We start from the raw sequence: 22668 nt of genomic DNA on the forward strand, positions 1-22668 counted from the left end.
AAATGCGAACTATACCTAATCTTAGACGAGGTGATTTGCATAACCCTACTTTGATTGTGTAAAATGCCGCCCCCGCGCACTGCGCCTCCATCTACCAACCAATTCGAGAGTCATTATGTTCAAACCTGAGTTGTTATCTCCCGCTGGGACGCTGAAAAACATGCGTTACGCTTTTGCCTATGGTGCAGATGCCGTGTATGCCGGCCAGCCGAGATATAGCCTAAGGGTTCGTAATAATGACTTTAAAATGGAAAACCTAGCCACAGGTATCGAAGAAGCCCATGCGCTGGGTAAAAAGCTTTATGTGGTGAGTAACATTGCCCCCCACAACGCCAAGCTCAAAACCTATATCAAGGATATGGAACCCGTAGTGGCGATGAAGCCCGATGCGCTGATCATGTCCGACCCAGGTTTAATTATGATGGTGCGTGAGGCGTTCCCTGAGCAGGTGGTGCATTTATCGGTACAAGCCAACGCCATTAACTGGGCGTCGGTAAAATTTTGGCAAACCCAAGGCATTAAACGAGTGATTTTATCCCGTGAATTATCCTTGGATGAAATTGAAGAAATCCGCCAACGCTGCCCCGACATCGAGTTAGAAGTGTTTGTTCACGGCGCCCTGTGTATGGCCTACTCGGGTCGTTGTTTGCTGTCGGGTTACATCAACAAACGCGATCCAAACCAAGGCACTTGCACCAACGCCTGTCGTTGGAAATACGATGTGCATGAAGCGCAGCAAACCGACTCGGGCGATATCATTGCCACCCCAAATGCGGTACAAATTGAGACGCCGACCTTAGGCGCGGGTCCTGCGACCGACCAAATCTTCCTGCTGCAAGAGGCCAATCGCCCAGGCGAATACATGCCAGCGTTTGAAGATGAGCATGGCACTTATATCATGAACTCTAAGGACCTGCGCGCAATTCAACACGTTGAGCGTTTGGCCAAAATGGGCATCGACTCGCTGAAGATCGAAGGCCGTACTAAGTCGTTCTACTATGTGGCCCGTACCGCCCAGCTATACCGTCAGGCCATCGACGATGCCGCCTCAGGCAAGAGCTTCGATCGCAGCTTGATGAACCAACTCGAAGGCTTAGCGCACCGCGGCTACACCGAAGGTTTCTTACGTCGCCACGTACATGATGAATATCAAAACTACGACTATGGCTACTCAGTCAGCGATACCCAACAATTTGTGGGTGAATTAACCGGTAAACGCAATCTGGCTGGCCTTGCCGAAATCGAAGTGAAGAACAAATTCTCTGTCGGTGATAGTGTTGAATTAATGACGCCACAGGGCAATATCAGTTTGACCATCGAACAACTCGAGAACCGCAAAGCCGAATCGGTTGAAGCGGGATTAGGTTCGGGCCATACCGTTTACTTGCCCGTGCCGAAAGAGGTTGATCTGAACCACGGCATTTTACTGCGTAACCTGCCCCAAGGTCAGGATACCCGCAACCCACACGAAGCAGGCTAAGGCATGGCATTACTGATCGACGACAGCTGCATCAATTGCGACATGTGTGAACCTGAATGCCCGAATCAGGCCATCACCATGGGGGAAGAAATCTATGAAATCGACCCAGACCGCTGCACTGAATGCGTAGGCCACTATGATAAGCCGACCTGCGTCTCCGTCTGTCCGATTGATTGTATTGACCCCGACCCTAACCGCGTCGAGTCCCACGACGAGCTGTTGGTCAAATTTGCCATACTCACGCAAAAAATTTGAGTGGGCGCTAGCCTTCCAAGCTAAACAAAAAGCCCCGCAATATCAGCGGGGCTTTGTTTATCACTTGATTACAGCCAAGATAGCATTAACTCAAACTTGGGGATTTAGCCAAAATCACCGTTGGTTTTGCCTCAAGCTGCAAACGCACAATGGCATCGGCCAGCTTTTCAACGCTTAAGCGAATGGGTGTCGGCAGGCTGGCAAATTCGATACTGAGCAGCAGGTTTTTCACTTCAAGCCCTAGCTCGGTATCGCCTTCGATGCTCAGTTTTCGTTGGAAAAACAGCGTATCAGGATCTTCTTTTGCCGCAGCGACCAATAATAGCTCGGCGGAATTGGCACTAAAGCTGACCTGGGCATCGGTCAGATCACGCACCTGCCAGCGGCCATCGAAACTCACTTCAAAATACAGTTTTAAATCTTCAACCCGAATCGCAACCCACTTGCCCGCCAAGAAATCTAACTCGCCATCTTCGGCCTGCGGCGCCAGCAGCTGCGTTAGGAGTTGACTAAGCACCTTGGCCTTAAGGCTAAAGGGCACTTTGGAGAGTGGCAAACGGATAAGCTTTGGGGTGAGTTCGAGCAGTTGTTTTGCAAGATTAGCTGAAAAAACAGCGGACATAAGCGGTTACCTAAGGCTAAAAAACACTATATCTCCCAGTTTACCGAGATTTTATGATCTTAAACCTGTTTTAAATCAATTCACCGCCAATCAATCTTCCCTACACTCTGCCCCTGTTATTTTATCGGGAGCACCATTATGGAGTTGTTGTGTCCAGCAGGAAACCTGGCCTCGCTAAAGTCGGCGCTGCAGGCCGGAGCCGATGCTGTCTACCTTGGGTTAAAGGATGATACCAATGCACGTTCGTTCGCGGGCTTAAACTTCACCCCCGCAAAATTACAGGAAGCCGCCACGCTCACCCATCAGCGGGGCAAGAAAATCTTCCTCACCTTGAATACTTTTCCTAAGCCGAATGAGGAACACCGCTGGTATCAAGCCATCGACTTGGCGGCCAACATTGGCGTCGACGCCTTAATTGTCGCCGATCTGTCACTGCTCGACTATGCCCATAGGCAATATCCGCATATTCCGCTGCATTTATCGGTACAGGCGAGCGCCACCAACTTGGGCGCACTGAGCTTTTATAAAGAGGCTTTTAATATCGCGCGGGTGGTATTACCCAGAGTACTGTCGATGAAACAAGTGCGCGACCTCGCCAAGGTCAGCCCGGTCGATTTAGAGGTCTTTGCCTTTGGCAGTCTGTGCATTATGGCCGAAGGCCGCTGCCACTTATCCTCCTATGTCACTGGCCAATCGCCAAATACTGGTGGCTCTTGCTCGCCAGCGAAACACGTGCGCTGGCAGGAACAGGGCCAAGACAGATTGACCCGCCTCAACGAGGTCTTGATTGATAAGTCAGGGCTCGATGAGCAAATGGGTTACCCTGTGGTCTGTAAAGGCCGCTATCTCACCCAAGACGATGATAAACCGCAATATCTGCTCGAGTCTCCCACCAGTTTAAATACCCTTAGCTTGCTGCCTGAGCTTGCCAAGGCGGGCATAGTGTCACTCAAGATTGAGGGGCGTCAGCGCAGCCCTGCCTATGTAGAACAGGTGACCAAGGTTTGGCGTCAAGCGATTGATACTTATTTTAATAATCCAGATAAATTCCAGACTCAGGCCCATTGGGAACAAGCCCTCGCGAAAGTCTCCGAAGGCCAAATTACCACCTTAGGCGCCTACGAGCGTGACTGGCAATAGCCCTAGCGATAACCAGAAGAAGAAACGATTATGAAAATTTCCCTCGGCCCACTGCTCTATTGCTGGGAAAAACAACAGGTCATCGACTTTTACCAGCAGGTGGCCAACTGTCAGATCCCGTTAGTGTATTTGGGTGAAGCCGTTTGTAGCCGTCGACGCGAACTCAAGTTTGGCGACTATCTAGAACTGGCCAAAATGCTCAAATCTGCGGGTAAAGAGGTGGTGCTGTCGACACTCGCCCTTATCGAAGCGCCCTCTGAATACACTGAGCTTAAACGTCAGGTCGACAATGGCGAATTTAGCATTGAGGCCAACGATATGGCGGCCGTGTATCTCGCCAAGGAGCACAAGCTGCCCTTTGTCTGCGGCGCCAGTATCAACAACTACAACCGCGCCAGTTTAGATATTTTGCAGCGCTTTGGTATGCAGCGCTTTGTGATGCCAGTAGAACTGTCGAAGACTTGGCTTAGCCAAGTGGTCGCGCACAAGCCCACATTCGAAGTCGAAGTGCTCGGCCATGGCTATTTGCCACTCGCCCACTCGGCGCGCTGCTTTACTGCAAGGCATCAACACTTGTCGAAGGACAGCTGCGAAACCGTTTGCCGCCAATACAGCAAGGGCTTACTGGCACAGACGCAAGAGGCGCAACCTTTGCTCAGGTTAAACGGCATCCAAACCCAGTCGGCCAACTGTGTCGATTTGCGCAGCGAACTCAATGAAATGATAAAAATGGGCGTCGATGTATTTCGGGTTTCACCCAGCAGCTTAGCCTGCATCAGTAAGGCCGATGCACTGGTCGAGGCGTTAAAGACTGGGGCAACGGATGCTCAGTTTCCTCGAAGCGATGAACACTGTAACGGTTACTGGTTTGGCGAGGCGGGACTGAAATCCTTAAGCTGATAGCTTTATGGATTAATCACTAAAATCACTCACTCGGGAGCTTGCTCCTGAGCGAGTGATTGTGGTGAGAGCAGCAGCGCCCCCGTCCACCCCAATAAACTCCCAAGCCCAATCCACTCCAGCAATGCCGGCCACCACAAATCGGGCCTAGGCAGTTGCAACACCATTTCTTGATAGAAAGGCCTGTCGCCCTCGGTTAAGCCCAGATCTAATAGCGGTGCATAGAGAAAGGTCATCATGCTCAGCAACACCACAAGCGCTAACAATAGCGTCAAGGATTGCCGCCTCTGTGAATTAAGCCCAGCCCAAAGCAGATAACAGATTGCACTTGTGCTGCCGAAGTAAAAAAACCACTTCAGGGCAAGAATATGCAAGTGATACACATTGACCGGAAACAACCCCACACAGGCCAAAGCTAAAAACGTCAGCGCCAGCGCACAAAAGAAGGGGTATCCCCAAAAACCACTCACGGTTTGCAAGGATGAAAGGCAATAAAAAACAATGCTTAAGCTACCAAAAAACAAGCCGCCATTGAGCACTACCGCCAGGGATGAATGCCCGTAGGTGCCTAATTCACTCAAGGTATGATTCAAAAAGTTGAAGGATCGGGTCTCTGTGTGTTCGAAGCCTAACACCGCCACACCTATCCCGAGCAATAATCCAAAAATACCAATAAAACCAAACTTAGTGGCGAGCGCAAAACCTCTTGTCGCGACATTCATTTTTGTAACAGTCATGGATAATTTAGCCTAACCAAAGTAGTACTAACTTACATGGAATTGAAAAGAATTAAAGCGGCGTTCATCCTCTTTAGGATAAATATTTTATTTCATCACTATTTACGACTTTTTAGTCACTGCCCTGCCAACCCTACACTTAGTCATATTTCAATTTCAAATATGCAAATAGCGAGTAAAAATCGCATAAAAATGCACAAGTCATTCAGTGAATTATGGATTTTAATCGATGTTAACTAACCCATGACAATTGATGTTAACTAGCTCACATTGCATCAGCTAAGACTGAAGTGCCGTTACCTATAACGACCAAAAAAACAACAAAAGCTGAATATTCGAAGAATCTAAGGAAAAAATTTGCACAAAACCGACCTTAGATGCTAACAAGAACAAGAATAAAACAACTCGATAAACCTGCCATAATAGACCAACATAAAATATTGATTTTATTATTTAAAAACAAAACAAACCTTCAAAATCCGCCAAGATCAGTATTCAGAAATTGCCCAAATAACTATGCTATTTTGCTGCTTATCTCAAACAAATTTCCGAATCGTTTTACATGGCGGCGCTAAGCGAGTAATCTTCCCCCTTCTCGATTTTGAGTTGAATGAAAATGCATCCAATATCCGCCTAACATGCGGCTTTGAGGGGCAATTTGTTCAAGATTATTTGTGCGATTCGTACTTTAAGGTGTACACCATTGGCTACTGAACATAAAAACCGCAACATTAAGACGATACTCACCTTTATCGTCCCTTCGCTGATCGGTCTGCTGTTGTTTATGACCCCTATCAGCTACAACGACGCGATAACCATCCCTATCGCAATCATCTCTAAAGCGCTGCAAAGCGTGTTAAGCGATGTATTAACCTTAATCGTGACTGTGATAGTTGTCGCCATGGCCTTGGCTTCGTTGCTGACTAAGTTACTCAAACCTAAGTTTGTGTTGAACAATCACTTCCTCAATGGGTTACTCAACATCAGCCCGCTGTGGCTTGCGACGCGCGTCGTCGGCGCCATCTTTATCGTACTAACCTACTTAGGCATTGGCCCCGAAGCCATTCACTCATCGAGCACTGGCGCCTTAGTACTGAACGATCTGTTACCCGTACTCTTTTCGGTGTTTATCTTCGCCGGTATGTTACTGCCGCTGCTGTTAAACTTCGGCCTATTAGAGCTATTTGGTACCCTGCTGACCAAGGTAATGCGCCCCGTGTTTAACCTGCCGGGTCGCAGCGCCATCGACTGTATGGCCTCTTGGTTAGGTGATGGTAGCGTTGGGATTTTGCTGACCAGTAAGCAATACGAAGCGCGTTTTTACACCCAAAGGGAAGCCGCGGTTATCGGTACCACCTTCTCGGCGGTGTCTATTACCTTCAGCTTAGTGGTGATCTCACAGGTGAAGTTAGAGCATATGTTTGTGCCCTTCTACCTGACAGTATGTTTAGCGGGTTTTGCGGCAGCCGTGATTGTGCCTAAGCTGCCACCACTGTCGTGGAAGAAAGATAACTATATCGACGATACGCCACGTCAACCCGATGATGAGATGATCCCCGCTGGGCACGGCGCACTCTCTTGGGGCTTTGATAAAGCACTCGAGAAAGCTGCCAGTGCTGGTGGTGTAAAAGCCGTTTTAAATGAAGGCGTTAAAAACGTTATCGATATGGTGTTTGGCATTCTCCCCGTGGTAATGGCCATTGGTACCACGGCGCTGATCATCGCCGAGCATACGCCTATCTTCAATTACTTAGGTATGCCATTCATTCCGTTACTAGAACTGCTGCATATCCCCGAAGCGACCGAAGCCTCTAAAACCATAGTTGTCGGCTTTGCCGATATGTTTATCCCGTCGATTTTAGCCAGCTCTATCGAATCGGATATGACACGCTTTGTGATTGCCGCCTTATCAGTCACGCAGCTGATTTACATGAGTGAAGTGGGCGCGCTGCTGATTGGCAGTAAGATCCCAGTGAATTTTGTTGAGCTTTTTGTCGTGTTCGTACTGCGCACCTTAGTGACTCTGCCAGTGATTGCCGGCGTGGCTCACCTGCTGTTCTAAGCGCAACATCATCTTAAATATCAAGGGGAGTCAGATTAACTGACTCCCCTTTTTTATACTGTACAAACTCCACTCGTAACCACACTACTCAGTTTAAGAATAAAAGCAAAATAGCCATATGATCTGCTCAACGAATTTATTGCCATTGTTTCCCCAGTGACACGCCGTGAATATATCCCTATAGGCTCGACGGCGACATCCATGTCGCCAACGGTCACTGGTGCCCCAATGCCAATTTTAACTACCCATTTGTCGTATGTACGCAAAAAGCTAAGGGACAAAAGCGAGCTATGTTTTGCGCGAAACTATCTCCATTTCGGATAAACAAAAATAATTCCAAACGCTAAGTCGCGATGAACTTAAGGATGTAACGCTTGGCTTGAGGCTTTTCCTTTACACCATTTGCCGCTGTTATGCTGCTTTTTAAATGCACACATGCTATCCCATCGACCACTTATGCCACTGTATTGACGACGAAACTCTTTGGCTGACGTGAGCCACGCATCGGGTGCAATACCTAATTCATTGAGTAGTTTCGGCCGCTGATTATCGATATAGCCTTTCTTATCAAGACGGATGGCGCGGCCTGTCCAATCAATCAGTTCGAGATAATCGGCAAAATGAAATGGAATACCAGTTTGCTCATTCAGGTGAGCTGCGCCATCGAATTGGACGAGAGACTTGTGAAGAATATGAGCTTGATTGGTTGCGGAGTCAGTTAGTGGCGTTGAGATAGCTAATGGGCGCTTGGGTGAATCTAGCGAGTTAATTCGCTCCTGAATCGATGTAAAATCAGAGGATTGCAAAGAATCGGCAATGCCTGCTCTGATTGGATTTAAATCCACATACATCATACAGGCCAGTAGTGCTTGCTCATCTAACAGCGCTTGCGACTTAAATCGGCCCTCCCAAAAGGCGCCCTTGCACTCATCTTCACGATTAGCCTTACGGGCAATTTCTTCGTTTAAACAGCGCATAAACCAGGAGATACTGCTTAATCGCTCATGCCACTGGGTAATTAAGCCATCGAGCAACATGCGTTCAGCGTCGATTAATGCATCACCATTCATATACTTAGTAGCAATTGCATGACCTTTAGTAATTTGGCACCAACGACTGATAATGTCTTTTTGCGTTAACGATTTGGCCTTATCGACATCTATTTTAAGCACTAAGTGGTAATGGTTACTCATCACCGCATAAGCGCAAATATCGATACAAAATATCGCAGACAAGGCTTTGATTTTATCAACAATCCAGCCACGTCGATGCTCGTAACTGCGCCCTGAAAACTTATCCTCACCGCACAAAAAAGCCCTTCTGACACAGCGATTTATCACATGATAGAAGGGCGTTGCATTAGCATCAATTAGCTGTCTTCTGGCCGAAGTCATAGCAAACTCCACACAGACAAAATCAGGATAATTTAAAGCCTAGGTGAAGGTGCTGAAAAACACAAAAAGATATGGCTGTCCCCGCTTTTCCCTTTATTAGAGTTTTTTTTATTTTAGAGACTAAATCCTCAAAATCTGTCATTTGAGCCATGCTCGAATATTCTCCTTGAAGCCTAACGCCGCGCTAAGCGGCACAAAACGCTTGGCTAAAATTAGCGAGGAACGAGCACAAGCCAAGCGTTGTGTGTCCGCCCTTGAGCGCTTTGTTATAACTCAGCTTCACGGATTACCTTGTTATGATAATCGATGCTTTTTTGAGAAATACGATGAGCTGAGACCTGCTTAATTTCTTTTAGCGTTAACTCGATAGCACCATAGTCGCACATCACATGATGATTAGGGCATAAAACAATTATGTTTTCTGGTGTATCAGAACCATTGTGTGGAGCACCTAATGGAATTATATGGTGAGCCTCTGAGTACAATTTATCATTTGATAGCTGTATTTGGAGACCGCAAATTTGACATGAGTTGTTGTGGAGTAACTTTAATTTTCTAGCTAAGTTTGTATCACGTAAAACGCGGTATGTCGTTGTATATTCCCGCTCTGGTTCTTTGGTACCTGCCGGTAAATCTGCTGCTTTAGGGGTGTAAGATAATTTATTTCTGAGCCCCCACATTCCTGCGCCTAAGCCATTAACCGAATAGAAAAGATCTTGACCGTTTTTAAAGCCATCAGAATCTGATGACAAATCTTGAATTCTACGGCGAATTACAGCTTTCCAAGTTTTAGGAAGGTCACTTCTTAGTTTTGACACTTCTGAATAAATGTCATCATAACTGGCAACTCCGCCTAGATTTTCAAGAGCTTGAACTATGTCTTGTTCCCATGACGGCATCGCCAATATCTCCCTGAGTTATAACGTCTAATTCAATGGTGCATCAACACTGGTATTACAAAGAATAAGTAACTTAAAGCAAAGAATGCCAGACGTTATATGCATCCATTGAAATTTCTTGTTAGGCTATCCTATTTTTGATATTTCAACAGATTTTATTTGATAATCATCAAACTCTGGTTGAGTTATACACGCTATATTTATTTCACCAACAGATGGTATTTCTTCTTTTTTTATTCTCTTTAGAGTGTTTTTATAATCAATAATAAAATCTGTTTTAAAAACAATATTTATGCCGCCTTCTATAACATCGCGCAAAGCTGTAACATCATTTTGCTCATTTAGGTAGCCAAAGTAATATTTCTTTTTTATTTCATAGTTAATTAGAAAGTTATCAACTGATTTTTTATTACCATTGATATCACGAATATAAAATGGAGGAGTAATTTCGGTTGGACAGTAACCTTCTTCAGACTTCTCATATTGTGCTAATGTATCTGATGAGAGCTTTTTTAAATCGTTTGCTAACGCTTTAACAACATCAATATCATTGACATTGAATATAGCGTCTCGATGAATCTGGTCTCCTTTGTTGAAGAAAGCTTGGAATGTCGGATTTGCATTGACTGAAGATATTTCGGTAACTAAAACAGGGATCTCAATATCAATCTTCCATTTTTCACTTAATGCTTCATGAGCAGTATAGAGTGAAATACCCAATCGCTTCGCTTTATTTATAGCGGTTGAAGAGAATCCATTGGAAGATACTAATACCCCTTTGTTCGCATTAACATCTTGCATTACTGAATGAAGTGAGTCTACAACACCTACGCTAACTTTACCTTTATAGTCCTTACATTCGATGATGGTTTTAATTTTCATTCCTGCGATTTCGGAAGTGATTAAAACATCAATTTGCCTTGGGCCATCTTTACCTTCAAGTTTTATGTCATGCTCAACCTTTTCATAGTCTGGTTGCTTAACCAGTTGAGCAAATATCTTTTCCGTAAGTTTTTCAAATTTAGTACCAGACTTCATTATTACTCCTTAATGGGAAGGTAGCCTAACGCCCGCAGTTGCGGCTGGTTTGGAGCGCAGCGGAAAACCAGTCCGCCAACCTGCGCTTGTTAAATGGTTTGTTCATTGCTGCATGTAACCTTTAAATTCTTTCAGGCTATTTGCAATTTTAATTGCCGTATCTGGTGCCATACCAACACACCAATAAATCTAGCCACCCATTTTAAATCAATAACATAATGCACTTTCGGTTTACCTACAACTTGTGTGAGCTAAAATGACTTGAGTGGGAGTCATCAAAAGTCGCAGGAACAGCATCTAAGGCAAAAAATTACGCTAATTCCTTCAAAAATGGGGTATTTCAGACGAGGTAAATTGTCCTCAAAATCAAGCCACCCATTTTAAATCAATAACATAATGCACTTTATGTTTGCCTACAACTTGTGTGAGCTAAAATAACTTTAGTGGGGAGTCATCAAAAGTCGCAGGGACAGCATCTAAGGCAATAAATTGCGCTAATTCCTTCTAAAATGGTGTATTTCAGACGAGGTAAGTCATCCCTTAAAGCTTGGGATGTGTTCTGGATGGGGCTTTGAAATGATATAAGCCGTTGTCAGTTGCTGTAAAAGTGCTGGCAGCATTTAGCAAAATGCCGTCGTCGCTTTTCGAGATGTTCGCAGTAATCGGTCAGTTCTTGCAATGTGCCTACAGGACCATGAAATAGCTTGCCAAACTCGGTGGTCAGCTTGAGCCAATTGTCATGGGGGATATTTAATCTGTTCAGTATCTTGGTACTACTTTCACTGATGTATCCACGTTTATCGTTGCGAATAATTCGGCCGGTATCATCCACCAACTGAAGGTAATCTTTTAATGAAAACGCAATGCCATTGGGTTGGTCGTCGCACTCGTTACCAATAAACGGCAGGAGATTGCTTGGCTGCTCACCTTTTAATGCGGCCCGAATACGCAGTTGAATACTGGTATGGTCGGATTGTTCTGGTGTATCAGCAAGTTGCGCTCGAATCGGATTTAAATCAACGTAAGTCATACAGGCTAATACCGCAGCTTCATCGAGTAGAGCTTGCGATTTAAATCGCCCCTCCCAGAAGCGACCTGTACAGTTATCCTCTTGATTTGCTTGTCTTGCAATTGGTTCGTTGAGGCAGCGCATAAACCATGAGATATCACATAATCGACTGCGATAAAGGGCGATTGAATGCTTTAATCTGCTCACCTCATGCGCTTCAACTAACTCACCTTTAACGAATTTTTGCGTTAATTCATCGCCTTTAAACAACTTATGCCACTGCTCAATCACTTCGCGGTCTGTCCAACGATTGGCAGTCTCGATATCGACTCGCAGCACCACATGCAGATGATTAGACATCACCGCAAAGGCCGCGATATCAATGGCAAAAACCGCTTCAAGTTCAAACAATAATGACTCTACCCAATCACGGCGATGGTCATAGTTTTTACCCGAGTAACTATCATCACCACATAAAAATGCCCGCCGAACAACGCGGCTACAGCAATGATAATAGGGCGTGTCTTCAAGACTTATCTGAGTTCTGCGAGGGCGCGGCATACAAACCTCCTTGTTCAATGCTTAACCAAAGCATAGTCGGAGGTTAGCTACCGCGCTATTAAAGTTGGGTGTCCAGTTTCGGTAAGTTTCGGTACCTTTCTTACCTTTCTAGCATTACAAAAATTAGGTCAACTTTTCACGTACAGAACCAGCAATCGATCGGTCAGGTAACCCGGAAAGGGGCAAAAATGAGTTAACTCAATCTATCGACAGTCAATGCACCCAGAACGGAATCTTGTTGGGTTAACTCCAGCCTAATCCACCTTTTTGTCATCTGCATGTCACTTAAGCTTCATCATTCAGTCAAAGCCCGTCACTAATCTCTAAGGCAGTCAACAGCCGCATAGGGTGAATATGAGATGACTGGAGCTAATTACAGGGGACTTGATCGCACGCTTATCGACGCACTTAAGACTCCCCGCAACTCTTCCCGTAACACTCCTTCCAACTCTTCCAACAATGCTCCATCCAGTGTTTACGACACTTCCTTCTCAACCCCACATATTGCCAACGCGAGCAACGCCGCAAATAACCAAACCATCACAGTCAACGCCCTCTGGCTATCGGATATCCATCTAGGTTGTAAGGATTGCAAAGCTGACTATCTGTTAAGCCTATTAAATACCGTGCGTTGTCAGCACTTGTATCTGGTCGGTGATATTGTGGATTTATGGGCGCTAAAACGCCGCCTGCACTGGCCCGAGAGTCACAATAAGGTATTGCAAAAGCTGATTGAACTGGCACAAAACGGCACTCAGGTGATGTATCTGCCGGGTAACCACGATGAGCTAATCAAGCCCTATGCCGAACTGACGCTGCTGAATATCAAGATTGCTCGCCAACATATTCATCAGGGGATTGGCGGCCACAAATTGTTAATGCTGCATGGCGATCAGTTCGATGCCGATGTTTGCGTTGGCCGCTTCTACGCCATCTTGGGCGATCATCTCTACGACTTGTTGCTATTCCTCAACCGCAATCTCCATCGCCTGCGTGAGCGTTTAGGCTACCCGTATTGGTCACTCGCCAGCTATATCAAATCCCGCGTGGGCAAGGCGCAGACGGCTATCGCCCGTTTTCGCCAGGCCGTAGTGAATTATGCGCAGCACTATGATGTGGATGGCGTCATCTGCGGCCATATCCACCAGCCAGAGTTATCGGTTCACCCTCGAGATAACCAATACAACACGCCGGATAAGCGCCAGATAATCTATGCCAATGATGGCGACTGGGTCGAAAACTGCAGCCTGATCACCGAAACCTTAAACGGTGAATTACAGCTCTGCCGCTGGAACGAGCAAAGCGTAAACCTCGATATTCTGAGCAGTATTGTGCTGGCGCAAACGCCACCCAAAGCGCCTGTTAACGCCCCAAAACCTATTCCACAAACGGCCACACACAGCCCCAAACAAGCAGAAATCCAACCAAGGGATGTTGCCTAATCATGAACCCATTAACTCCTAATACCCCAAACACTGATTCATTAAGCCCTAACACATTAAGCGCCAACGCATTAACGCAGGACGCAGCCATGCCACTGCCCGCCTTAAAAGCCAGTTCGATGATCTTTACCGTCGATAATGTGGTGGAGCAAAACCTGCCCGCCCTCAAGGACAAACCTTGGTTAGCCAAGCCGACTAAGGCCATGCTGCGTTACCTGTTGAATGAAAAACAATGTAATGAGATAGCCAATCAGTTTGCCTATCTGCAAGGGGTCGATTTTGTCGAGCAAGTGCTCGCCAGCTTCGATTTTAGCTTTACCGTGCCCGCCAACGAGGTCGAAAATATTCCCTGCGAGGGCCGCGTGGTGATCTTCGCCAATCATCCGATTGGCTCCCTCGATGCCCTCGCCCTGATTAAACTCGTCAGCGAAATTCGCCCCGATATCAAGGTTGTGGCGAACGAGCTCCTGATGGCGCTCGAACCTTTGCATTCAATCCTACTGCCAGTGCGCAATATGACGGGCGGCACGCCGAAACAGCACCTCGAAAAAATCCACCAGCATCTGCGTAATGAAGGCGCGGTACTGATTTTCCCGTCGGGGGAAGTCTCACGCCTGCGCCCGAGCGGCGTGCGCGATACCCAGTGGCACTCGGGCTTTTTGAAGATGGCGATTTCCTGTAATGCGCCGCTGCTGCCGATTTTTTTGGATGCCAAAAACTCGGCCACCTTCTACGGCGCCTCGATGATTTACAAACCCTTAGCCACATTGCTATTGGTCAAGGAGATGTTTAAACAGGCCAAGCGCAATATGCCCATTCGTATTGGCGAGCTTATCCCGAATGAAGCCGTGCGCTCGATGGATTTCCCGCTAAAGACCAAGATAAAACTGCTTAAAAATCACCTGTATCGCATCGGTAAAGATAAAGACCCGCTGTTTATCACCCAAAGCGCCATCGCCCACCCTGAGTCGCGTCGAGAGCTACAGGCGGCGCTGCAACAATGTGAACTCCTCGGCGAAACCCAAGATAACAAGCTGATTTATTTGTATCAGCATCAGGACAGTAACCCCATCATGCGCGAAATTGGGCGCCTGCGGGAAATCGCCTTTCGCGCCGTCGGCGAAGGCACGGGCAAACGCCGCGATATCGATAAATATGATTCCTACTACCAACATCTGGTGCTGTGGGATAAAGAGCAGTTTGAAATTGTCGGCGCCTATCGTTTCGCTAGCGGCGAGCAAGTGCTAAATCGCTACGGCGACAACGCCCTCTATAGCCAATCCCTGTTCCAATATGCCGACGGCTTTATGCCCTTTGTAAAACAAGGCTTAGAACTTGGCCGCAGCTTTGTGCAGCCCAAATATTGGGGCAAACGCAGTCTCGACTACCTCTGGTTTGGTATTGGCGCCTTCCTCGCCAAACATCCCGAATATCGCTACCTATTTGGCCCAGTGTCCATCAGCAATCAACTGCCTGGCAGCGCGCGGGAGATGTTAGTGCATTTCTACTCCAAGGAGTTTGCGCCAGCACAGCAGCTTGCGGTATCCATGTCGCCCTTTGGGCTATCCAAGCAGCGCAAGTTGCAGTTGGATGAACTCTATTCGGGCGAGGATTACCAAAGCCACTTTAAGCAACTCAAACAAATGCTGGCGAGTATGGGCGCCGCGGTACCAACCCTGTACAAGCAGTATGGCGAGCTGTGTAAGCAGGATGGGGTGAAGTTTCTCGCCTTCGGGATCGATGCCGATTTTGGCGACTGTGTCGATGGCTTAGTCTTGGTCGATACCCATAAACTGAAGGGGAAAAAGTACCAGCGTTATATCGGCGCCCATTTACCCGAATACTTACGCAACCCCTTGATGGCAGAGGACGAAACCGACGAACAGGATTAGGCACAAATCCGCCCTAATACATTGGCTAAATAAACATCGGTCTGTTATAAGTATCTGTAATACAGTGTATTAACGATACACGTCCTAGGAAGGGGTTTATCATGCCGATCATTATCGCCGATATTATGCGTACCCGAGTCGTCACGGTCGAAATGGACGATCGCTTAACCGTGGCGAAGGATATTTTCGATCAGGCAAACTTCCACCATCTGCTGGTGGTGGATGAATATAAACTCGAAGGGGTATTGTCGGAGCGCGACTTACTGCGTGCCATCAGCCCGAATCTAGGCAGCAGTGCCGAAACAGCTAAGGATCTCGAAACCCTACAAAAACGCGTCCATCAGGTGATGACCCGTAATCCCGTTACCGTTGCGCCGCATGTGTCGCTCGATGCTGCGACGCACATCCTACTAGAACACAATATTGGCTGTTTGCCCGTGCTCGATAATGGCGATTTGGTCGGGATAGTGACTTGGAAGGATTTACTGCGAGCCTATTGTGAACACAATGAGGTCAATGAAAGCGAGTGCTAACGGCACTCGCTTTCAACTTTATAAACTAGATCGCCCAGCCGCCCATATAGAAGGCCACAAGACCCAGCGTAATGGCGAGCACGCCTAACTTAAGCTGACGGATTTCACCGCTAAAAATGCGGCCAACCACTAAGGTCACAAAGCCAAGCATAATACCCGTCACAATGTTACAGCTGAGGATGATGAATACGGCGCAGGTTAATCCCGCCATCGCATCGACCTTGTCGTTAAAGTCCAACTTAGTCACATTGCTGAGCATCAATAGCCCCACATACATCAGCGCAGGCGCCGTAGCATAGGCTGGCACTAAATAGCTGAGCGGCGCTAAAAACACCATCAGCAGGAATAATCCGCCCACTATGGTCGCGGTTAAACCTGTCTTACCGCCCGCCGCAGTACCCGCTGCCGATTCGATATACACGGCAGCAGGAGCGCCACCAACGATCCCCGCAAACATGCTGCTGACAGAATCTGACGTTAATGCCTTGCCACCGCCGACGATATTATCGTCTTTATCCAGCAGATTGGCTTGCCCTGCTACCGCGCGGATGGTGCCCGTGGCATCAAAAATCGCCGTCATCACCAGCGCCAGTACAATCGGTAATACCACAGGATTCAAGGCGCCCATAATATCCATTTGGCCAATCAGCGAGTGCTCAGAGGTAAAATCAGGCACGGCGAAGAAACCTTGGAATGTCACGCTTGGATCAAACACTAAACCAAACAGGGATAGGCCAATAATCACCAGTAAAATCCCGCCGGGTACACCGCGACGCTCTAAACCGATAGTGGCCGCTAAGCCTAGTACGGTGGCGATAACGGGCAGGCTGTTAATGTCGCCTAACTTCACTGGCAGACCCGCGTCATTGGCCACAATCAACTGCACACTGTTAGTGGCAATTAAGAGTAAAAACAAGCCAATACCGATACCTGTACCATGGGCAATCCCCTTGGGTAGGTTAGCCAGCACCCATTGACGCACGCCCGTGACACTCACGACGGTAAAAATCACGCCCATCCAAAAGATAGCGCCCAAGGTCACAGGGATACTCATGCCCTGACCTAACACTAAACCGAAGGCGGTAAAGGCGGTGAGTGAAATCGCACAACCAATGGCCATGGGTAGATTTGCCCAGAGTCCCATCAGTAGCGAGCCAAAGGAGGCAATTAAACAGGTGGCGACGAACACGGCGCCGGGATCGAATCCCGCTTTGCCTAACATATTGGGTACCACAATCACTGAGTACACCATAGCGAGGAAGGTGGTTAACCCTGCAATCACTTCTTGGCGAACTGTGCTACCACGTTGTTGAATTGAAAAATAACGGTCCAGAAACGAACCTGAGGGTACGGCTGTTGAACTCAATTGCTCAGACATATCTTGTTATACCTTGTGATCTCTTAAAATAGGGTCGATACCAATTGGCTTAACCATTGGCGACGCTGGCTGCGGCAGATTAGAGCCCCAAATCCAATGACTTGGGTGAGAGATCCACATCATTCTCCTACATCGGGAAAAATCAATGATCTGCAAGCAATGACGCTTTGCATCGTTAAAATGGCTTCAACTAGACAAACGCAGCCTTTGTTGGGCGCGGATAATACTGTAAACGCCGCCAGATAGCTAAGACCTCGCCTGCACTTCAGTAAATAATTAGCGAAAAAATTCAAAATCAGTGTTTAAAAAAACGCCTAAACCGCACAGCAAACTGCCGAGTTAGATCACAGAAATTAGATTAACTCTCTGTCAGTAAAACAAAAAGTCATCGGCTTTTTAAAATTTTCATAATTTTTCATATATTGTCAAAGCCCATTCATCCCTGCAGGCAAGTCCATTCACATCTCCCCTTTATAGTGCTCCCATCAAAAATCGCTTTCGAACGGAGCTCTTCCCAATGACAAAGCCCACTATGCAAACATCGGATAAGTCCTCACGCAGCAATGAGTTAAAGGCGCTGGGATTCATCATTTTCATACTCTTTCCCGCACTGACTGTCGCGGGGATCAGTCTCTACGGTTTCATCATTTGGATGATCCAAGCCTTCGGCGGCGTTGTCGGCCACTAATTCACTGATACTTTGAGGACGCTATTATGAAGTGGTTAACCAACCTCTGGCGCACACTAAACAAACCCACTAAAGCTCTCACCTTAGGCGCTGTCAGCATCAGTGCTTTTATCATGGGCATCATCTTCTGGGGCGGATTTAACACCGCACTGGAAGCCACCAACACCGAAGCCTTCTGTATCAGCTGCCACAGTATGGAAAGCAAGCCTTACCAAGAGTTACAGGAAACTGTGCATTGGTCGAATCACTCAGGCGTGCGCGCCACCTGCCCCGACTGTCACGTGCCCCACAACTGGAGCCGTAAGATTGCCCGTAAGATGGAAGCTTCCCACGATGTCTGGGGCTGGTTATTCAACACGGTCAACACCCCTGAAAAATTTGAAGCTAAGCGCCTCGAAATGGCGAGCCGCGAATGGAAACGTTTCGATCGCGACAATTCTCTGGCCTGTAAAAACTGCCACAACTACAACTCGATGAAGTGGGAAAGCATGTCACCACTGGCGCAAAAACAGATGAAACGCGCCGCCGAAATCGACCAAAGCTGTATCGATTGCCACAAAGGTATTGCCCACCATTTACCTGAAATGGGCACGGCCCGGGCACCCGAACTCATCGCCGAAGTGGGCGCTGGCGTCAGCTCAGTCGAAACCAACCAAACCTACTACAGCGCCCTGACTAAGCCACTGTTCTTTAGTGAAAAAGGTGACGTTGAAGCCGGTACCTTAAACGTAGCCACTAAAGTCAAAGTGCTCGAAACCCAAGGTAAGCGCATCAAAATTGGCATCGATGGCTGGCGTAAGAAAATCGGCGCAGGCCGCGTGATCTACATGGACTTTGGCGTAAACATTCTGTCGGCGCAGTTAAGCAAAGATGCCGCCGAAACCGAAGGTGTTATCCAAACCTTTGAAGAGAAAGAAGACCCAATGACAGGCCTGAAATGGCAACGGGTTGAAGCCCAAATCTGGACCGATAAGGATTACCTGCTCACCGAGCTGCAACCACTCTGGGGCTATGCCCGCGATACGTTCCGCTCAAGCTGTAGCGTGTGCCACACCCAGCCAGATGAAGCGCATTTCGATGCCAATACCTGGCCAGGCATGTTCCAAGGCATGTTGGCCTTCGTGAACATGGACCAAGACACCCAAGCGCTGGTGCAGAAATACCTGCAGGAACATTCGTCAACCTTCGTGAAAAAAGAGCACTAATTCGGGAGTAATACCATGAACAGAAGAGACTTTTTAAAAGGCTTAGCCTCAACCTCTTTCGTTGCTTTAGGTGGCAGCTCAGTGTTAGCGCCCTTAAATGCGCTGGCCAGCACGGGCTTAAATGAAGACGAGTGGCTGACCACGGGCTCACACTTTGGCGCCTTTAAAATCAAACGTAAAAACGGTGTGATTGCCGAAGTCAAAGCCTTCGATTTAGATAAATATCCAACGGACATGATTAACGGTATCCGCGGTATGGTCTACAACCCATCCCGCGTGCGTTACCCTATGGTTCGCTTAGACTTTTTACTCAAAGGCCATAAGAGCAATACCCAGCAACGGGGAGATTTCCGCTTCGTTCGCGTGACTTGGGATAAAGCATTAAAGCTGTTTAAACACTCACTCGATGAAGTCCAAACCAAGTACGGTCCATCGGGCTTACACGCGGGGCAAACCGGCTGGCGCGCCACCGGGCAACTGCATTCCAGCACCAGCCATATGCAGCGGGCGGTGGGGATGCACGGCAACTATGTGAAGAAAATCGGTGACTACTCCACCGGTGCAGGCCAAACCATTCTGCCCTATGTGTTAGGTTCAACCGAAGTGTATGCCCAAGGCACCTCTTGGCCGCTGATCTTAGAAAACAGCAACACTATTGTGCTCTGGTCAAACGATCCATATAAAAACCTGCAAGTGGGTTGGAACGCCGAAACCCATGAGGCCTTCGCTTACCTCGCTCAGCTAAAAGAGAAGGTTAAACAGGGCAAGATCCGCGTGATCAGCATCGACCCTGTTGTCACCAAAACTCAGGCCTACCTTGGCTGTGAGCAGTTGTATGTTAACCCACAGACTGACGTGACGCTGATGCTGGCCATCGCCCATGAGATGATCAGCCAAAAGCTTTACGATGATAAATTCATCCAAGGCTACAGCTTAGGCTTTGAAGAGTTTGTGCCTTACGTGATGGGCACTAAAGACGGTATCGCCAAAACGCCAGAGTGGGCAGCGCCAATCTGCGGGGTTGAGCCACACATCATTCGCGATCTGGCGAAAACCTTAGTTAAGGGCCGCACTCAAATCATGATGGGTTGGTGTATTCAGCGCCAACAACACGGTGAGCAACCTTACTGGATGGCCGCAGTCCTCGCGACCATGATAGGTCAAATTGGCTTACCCGGCGGCGGCATCAGCTATGGTCACCACTACTCCAGTATTGGTGTGCCTGCAACCAATGCGGCGGCGCCCGGCGCCTTCCCACGTAACTTAGACGAGAACCAAAAACCCCTGTTCGATAGCACCGACTTTAAAGGCGCGAGCAGCACGATTCCCGTCGCCCGTTGGATCGATGCTATTCTCGAGCCCGGCAAAACCATTGATGCCAACGGTTCGAAAGTGGTGTATCCCGATATTAAGATGATGATTTTCTCGGGTAATAACCCATGGAACCACCATCAAGACCGCAACCGCATGAAGCAAGCCTTCCATAAACTGGAATGCGTGGTCACTATCGATGTGAACTGGACGGCGACTTGCCGCTTCTCCGACATAGTGCTGCCCGCCTGCACCACCTATGAGCGCAACGATATCGACGTATACGGCGCCTATGCTAACCGCGGTATTTTGGCGATGCAGAAGATGGTGGAGCCGCTGTTTGAGAGTTTGTCAGACTTTGAAATCTTCACTCGCTTTGCCGCATTGATGGGTAAAGAGAAAGAATACACCCGTAATATGAGCGAAATGGAGTGGATAGAAACCCTCTATAACGAGTGTAAAGCCGCGAACGCGGGTAAGTATGAGATGCCAGATTTTGCCACCTTCTGGAAGCAAGGTTATGTGCACTTTGGTGATGGCGAACTGTGGACACGCCACGCCGACTTTAGAAACGATCCTGAAATCAATCCATTAGGTACGCCGTCTGGCTTAATTGAAATCTTCAGCCGTAAGATTGAACAGTTCGGTTATGACGACTGCCAAGGCCATCCAATTTGGATGGAAAAAGCCGAGCGTAGCCATGGTGGCCCGGGTTCGGACAAATACCCTGTGTGGTTACAATCTTGCCACCCGGATAAACGTCTGCACTCACAGATGTGTGAGTCGAAAGAATACCGCGAAACCTACACAGTCAATGGCCGCGAACCCATCTATATCAGCCCTGTGGATGCCAAAGCGCGCGGCATTAAAGATGGCGATATAGTGCGTGTCTTTAACGACCGTGGCCAACTGTTAGCGGGCGCAGTGGTATCGGATCGCTTCCCTAAAGGTGTAGTGCGAATTCATGAAGGCGCATGGTATGGCCCAGTGGGTAAAGATGGCAGCGTTGAAGGCGGCGCCGAAATCGGTGCCCTGTGTAGCTATGGCGACCCGAATACTCTGACCTTAGACATTGGCACCTCTAAGTTGGCTCAAGCCTGCTCAGCCTATACTTGTCTGGTCGAGTTTGAGAAATACCAAGGCAAAGTCCCTAAGGTCAGCTCCTTCGATGGTCCTATCGAAGTCGAAATCTAACCGAGCCCACAAGGCGATGCGCCTAGTCAACTAGGCGCATTCCACTGTTATTCTTGAGGAACATGCGATGAGCAACGTCGATATCAATCATGCCAGAGCCTTAGTGTATCAGCTGCTGTCTTCTCTGTTTGCCCGTGAAATTGATGAGCAGCGCCTTAAGCAACTCACCAGTGAGCAAGCGCAGCAATTCTGGACACAACTGGGTTATGCGCCCGAGTTTAGTGCGCCAGTCGTCAGCATACAGAAGGTACTGAATGGCTTAACGAGCGATGAAGCCTTGCTCGAACTTGCCGCCGATTATTGCGGTTTATTCCTCGTAGGCACAAAACACAGCGCCTCGCCCTATGCCAGCCTGTACTTGAGCCCCGAGGAAGAACCCTTGCTATTTGGGCAGCAGCATCAACAAATGAGCGAGTTTTTACACCAGAGCAAACTGCAAGTGCAGAGTCACTTCCCTGAACCTGCCGATCACTTAGCCGTGATCCTCGCCTATATGGGACACTTAGCTTGCCACAGTGAAGATGCTGCCCAGTTAAGCTTCCTAAACGCTTGTATAGATTCATGGTTATCAAAGTTTGTCGCCAAGGTCGTTGAGTGCGATAGCAAGCACAGCAATGGCTTTTACAGTGCTCTCGCCACACTCACCCTCGCTTGGGTGCAGCAAGATAAACAGCAGTTAGAACAGGCAATGCATTGATCGCCACCAGCCTAAAGCCCGAGTAGCGTTAAACCCAAGTAGCGTTAAACCTGAGTAGCGTTAAACCCGAGTAGCGTTAAACCAGAGTCGCATTAAGACTCAAGTTGATGGCTCATGTCTTGTCCTGAAATAAGTTAACAAAAGCGGCTCCCATGGGAGCCGCTTTTTATTCTTCGATTTGCATTAGTTAGGCAGAAATACGAGCAGGAAAGGACGACTCACTTATAGCGT

At 47.8% G+C, this 22668-nt stretch carries 19 protein-coding genes; 12 read left to right on the plus strand and 7 right to left on the minus strand.

All coding sequences use genetic code 11. From position 1 onward, the window contains the following. Positions 1-115: 115 nt before the first annotated feature. Together yegQ and CBX96_RS16255 are read left to right on the plus strand one after the other, a co-directional pair. A complete protein-coding gene (gene yegQ / locus CBX96_RS16250) occupies positions 116-1480 on the plus strand; it encodes a tRNA 5-hydroxyuridine modification protein YegQ (protein WP_023266720.1) in 1365 nt (454 codons plus the stop codon). Positions 1481-1483: 3 nt separating this feature from the next. Further along, a complete protein-coding gene (locus CBX96_RS16255) occupies positions 1484-1735 on the plus strand; it encodes a YfhL family 4Fe-4S dicluster ferredoxin (protein ID WP_011621854.1) in 252 nt (83 codons plus the stop codon). 85 nt (positions 1736-1820) lie between these two features. Here the strand turns inward: CBX96_RS16255 and CBX96_RS16260 are convergent, their stop codons facing one another. Beyond that, the gene (locus CBX96_RS16260) at positions 1821-2357 is read right to left on the minus strand and encodes an SCP2 domain-containing protein (RefSeq protein WP_109287384.1); all 537 of its coding nucleotides are present in this window, start codon (positions 2355-2357) and stop codon (positions 1821-1823) included. A 138-nt stretch (positions 2358-2495) separates the two neighbouring features. Between CBX96_RS16260 and CBX96_RS16265 the strand changes: the two genes are divergently transcribed. Then, entirely contained in the window at positions 2496-3497 is a 1002-nt protein-coding gene (locus CBX96_RS16265; RefSeq protein ID WP_109287385.1) for a peptidase U32 family protein, read from the plus strand. A gap of 30 nt (positions 3498-3527) precedes the next feature. Then, positions 3528-4397 (plus strand): U32 family peptidase, encoded by an 870-nt coding sequence (locus CBX96_RS16270; protein WP_109287386.1) that lies wholly within the window; start codon positions 3528-3530, stop codon positions 4395-4397. A gap of 29 nt (positions 4398-4426) precedes the next feature. Here the strand turns inward: CBX96_RS16270 and CBX96_RS16275 are convergent, their stop codons facing one another. Next, positions 4427-5134, minus strand: a complete 708-nt coding sequence (locus CBX96_RS16275) for a DUF998 domain-containing protein (protein WP_109287387.1) — start codon at positions 5132-5134, stop codon at positions 4427-4429. A 703-nt stretch (positions 5135-5837) separates the two neighbouring features. Here CBX96_RS16275 and CBX96_RS16280 point away from each other — a divergent pair. Further along, entirely contained in the window at positions 5838-7196 is a 1359-nt protein-coding gene (locus CBX96_RS16280; RefSeq protein ID WP_109287388.1) for a YjiH family protein, read from the plus strand. A gap of 359 nt (positions 7197-7555) precedes the next feature. On the opposite strand, the gene CBX96_RS16285 is transcribed toward CBX96_RS16280, so the two are convergent. From CBX96_RS16285 to CBX96_RS16300, 4 genes are all read right to left on the minus strand, one after another. Continuing rightward, a complete protein-coding gene (locus CBX96_RS16285; protein WP_109287389.1) occupies positions 7556-8590 on the minus strand; it encodes a transposase in 1035 nt (344 codons plus the stop codon). 266 nt (positions 8591-8856) lie between these two features. After that, entirely contained in the window at positions 8857-9489 is a 633-nt protein-coding gene (locus CBX96_RS16290; protein WP_109287390.1) for an HNH endonuclease, read from the minus strand. Positions 9490-9615: 126 nt separating this feature from the next. After that, entirely contained in the window at positions 9616-10527 is a 912-nt protein-coding gene (locus CBX96_RS16295; protein ID WP_109287391.1) for a restriction endonuclease, read from the minus strand. Positions 10528-11119: 592 nt separating this feature from the next. Further along, complete coding sequence (locus tag CBX96_RS16300) at positions 11120-12097, minus strand: transposase (protein ID WP_109287392.1); 978 nt, start codon at positions 12095-12097, stop codon at positions 11120-11122. A 359-nt stretch (positions 12098-12456) separates the two neighbouring features. Between CBX96_RS16300 and CBX96_RS16305 the strand changes: the two genes are divergently transcribed. From CBX96_RS16305 to CBX96_RS16315, 3 genes are all read left to right on the plus strand, one after another. Further along, entirely contained in the window at positions 12457-13539 is a 1083-nt protein-coding gene (locus CBX96_RS16305; RefSeq protein ID WP_109287393.1) for a UDP-2,3-diacylglucosamine diphosphatase, read from the plus strand. Between the two features lie 2 nt (positions 13540-13541). After that, on the plus strand, positions 13542-15431 hold the full coding sequence (locus tag CBX96_RS16310) for a lysophospholipid acyltransferase family protein (protein ID WP_181382222.1): 1890 nt from the start codon (positions 13542-13544) through the stop codon (positions 15429-15431). A 101-nt stretch (positions 15432-15532) separates the two neighbouring features. After that, positions 15533-15964 (plus strand): CBS domain-containing protein, encoded by a 432-nt coding sequence (locus CBX96_RS16315; protein WP_109287394.1) that lies wholly within the window; start codon positions 15533-15535, stop codon positions 15962-15964. A gap of 25 nt (positions 15965-15989) precedes the next feature. Here the strand turns inward: CBX96_RS16315 and CBX96_RS16320 are convergent, their stop codons facing one another. Continuing rightward, positions 15990-17342, minus strand: a complete 1353-nt coding sequence (locus CBX96_RS16320; protein ID WP_011621845.1) for an NCS2 family permease — start codon at positions 17340-17342, stop codon at positions 15990-15992. A 517-nt stretch (positions 17343-17859) separates the two neighbouring features. On the opposite strand from CBX96_RS16320, the gene torE reads away from it, so the two are divergent. From torE to torD, 4 genes are all read left to right on the plus strand, one after another. Next, on the plus strand, positions 17860-18030 hold the full coding sequence (gene torE / locus CBX96_RS16325; protein WP_011621844.1) for a trimethylamine N-oxide reductase system protein TorE: 171 nt from the start codon (positions 17860-17862) through the stop codon (positions 18028-18030). Positions 18031-18056: 26 nt separating this feature from the next. Next, positions 18057-19235 (plus strand): pentaheme c-type cytochrome TorC, encoded by a 1179-nt coding sequence (gene torC, locus CBX96_RS16330; RefSeq protein WP_011625513.1) that lies wholly within the window; start codon positions 18057-18059, stop codon positions 19233-19235. A 15-nt stretch (positions 19236-19250) separates the two neighbouring features. Beyond that, positions 19251-21740 (plus strand): trimethylamine-N-oxide reductase TorA, encoded by a 2490-nt coding sequence (gene torA / locus CBX96_RS16335; protein WP_109287395.1) that lies wholly within the window; start codon positions 19251-19253, stop codon positions 21738-21740. Between the two features lie 67 nt (positions 21741-21807). After that, on the plus strand, positions 21808-22437 hold the full coding sequence (gene torD / locus CBX96_RS16340) for a molecular chaperone TorD (RefSeq protein ID WP_088585936.1): 630 nt from the start codon (positions 21808-21810) through the stop codon (positions 22435-22437). Positions 22438-22668: the final 231 nt, after the last annotated feature.

The sequence above is a fragment of the Shewanella sp. BC20 genome, from assembly GCF_003129585.1.
Classification (GTDB): domain Bacteria; phylum Pseudomonadota; class Gammaproteobacteria; order Enterobacterales; family Shewanellaceae; genus Shewanella; species Shewanella seohaensis.

Coding starts and splice junctions, on each gene's coding strand:
- CBX96_RS16270 (WP_109287386.1), top strand. CDS start 3,528: ATGAAAATTTCCCTCGGCCCACTGCTCTATTGCTGGGAAAAACAACAG.
- torD (WP_088585936.1), top strand. CDS start 21,808: ATGAGCAACGTCGATATCAATCATGCCAGAGCCTTAGTGTATCAGCTG.
- CBX96_RS16300 (WP_109287392.1), bottom strand. CDS start 12,097: ATGCCGCGCCCTCGCAGAACTCAGATAAGTCTTGAAGACACGCCCTAT.
- CBX96_RS16260 (WP_109287384.1), bottom strand. CDS start 2,357: ATGTCCGCTGTTTTTTCAGCTAATCTTGCAAAACAACTGCTCGAACTC.
- CBX96_RS16285 (WP_109287389.1), bottom strand. CDS start 8,590: ATGACTTCGGCCAGAAGACAGCTAATTGATGCTAATGCAACGCCCTTC.
- yegQ (WP_023266720.1), top strand. CDS start 116: ATGTTCAAACCTGAGTTGTTATCTCCCGCTGGGACGCTGAAAAACATG.
- CBX96_RS16315 (WP_109287394.1), top strand. CDS start 15,533: ATGCCGATCATTATCGCCGATATTATGCGTACCCGAGTCGTCACGGTC.
- CBX96_RS16255 (WP_011621854.1), top strand. CDS start 1,484: ATGGCATTACTGATCGACGACAGCTGCATCAATTGCGACATGTGTGAA.
- torA (WP_109287395.1), top strand. CDS start 19,251: ATGAACAGAAGAGACTTTTTAAAAGGCTTAGCCTCAACCTCTTTCGTT.
- CBX96_RS16290 (WP_109287390.1), bottom strand. CDS start 9,489: ATGCCGTCATGGGAACAAGACATAGTTCAAGCTCTTGAAAATCTAGGC.
- torE (WP_011621844.1), top strand. CDS start 17,860: ATGACAAAGCCCACTATGCAAACATCGGATAAGTCCTCACGCAGCAAT.
- CBX96_RS16305 (WP_109287393.1), top strand. CDS start 12,457: ATGACTGGAGCTAATTACAGGGGACTTGATCGCACGCTTATCGACGCA.
- torC (WP_011625513.1), top strand. CDS start 18,057: ATGAAGTGGTTAACCAACCTCTGGCGCACACTAAACAAACCCACTAAA.
- CBX96_RS16275 (WP_109287387.1), bottom strand. CDS start 5,134: ATGACTGTTACAAAAATGAATGTCGCGACAAGAGGTTTTGCGCTCGCC.
- CBX96_RS16320 (WP_011621845.1), bottom strand. CDS start 17,342: ATGTCTGAGCAATTGAGTTCAACAGCCGTACCCTCAGGTTCGTTTCTG.
- CBX96_RS16265 (WP_109287385.1), top strand. CDS start 2,496: ATGGAGTTGTTGTGTCCAGCAGGAAACCTGGCCTCGCTAAAGTCGGCG.
- CBX96_RS16295 (WP_109287391.1), bottom strand. CDS start 10,527: ATGAAGTCTGGTACTAAATTTGAAAAACTTACGGAAAAGATATTTGCT.
- CBX96_RS16310 (WP_181382222.1), top strand. CDS start 13,542: ATGAACCCATTAACTCCTAATACCCCAAACACTGATTCATTAAGCCCT.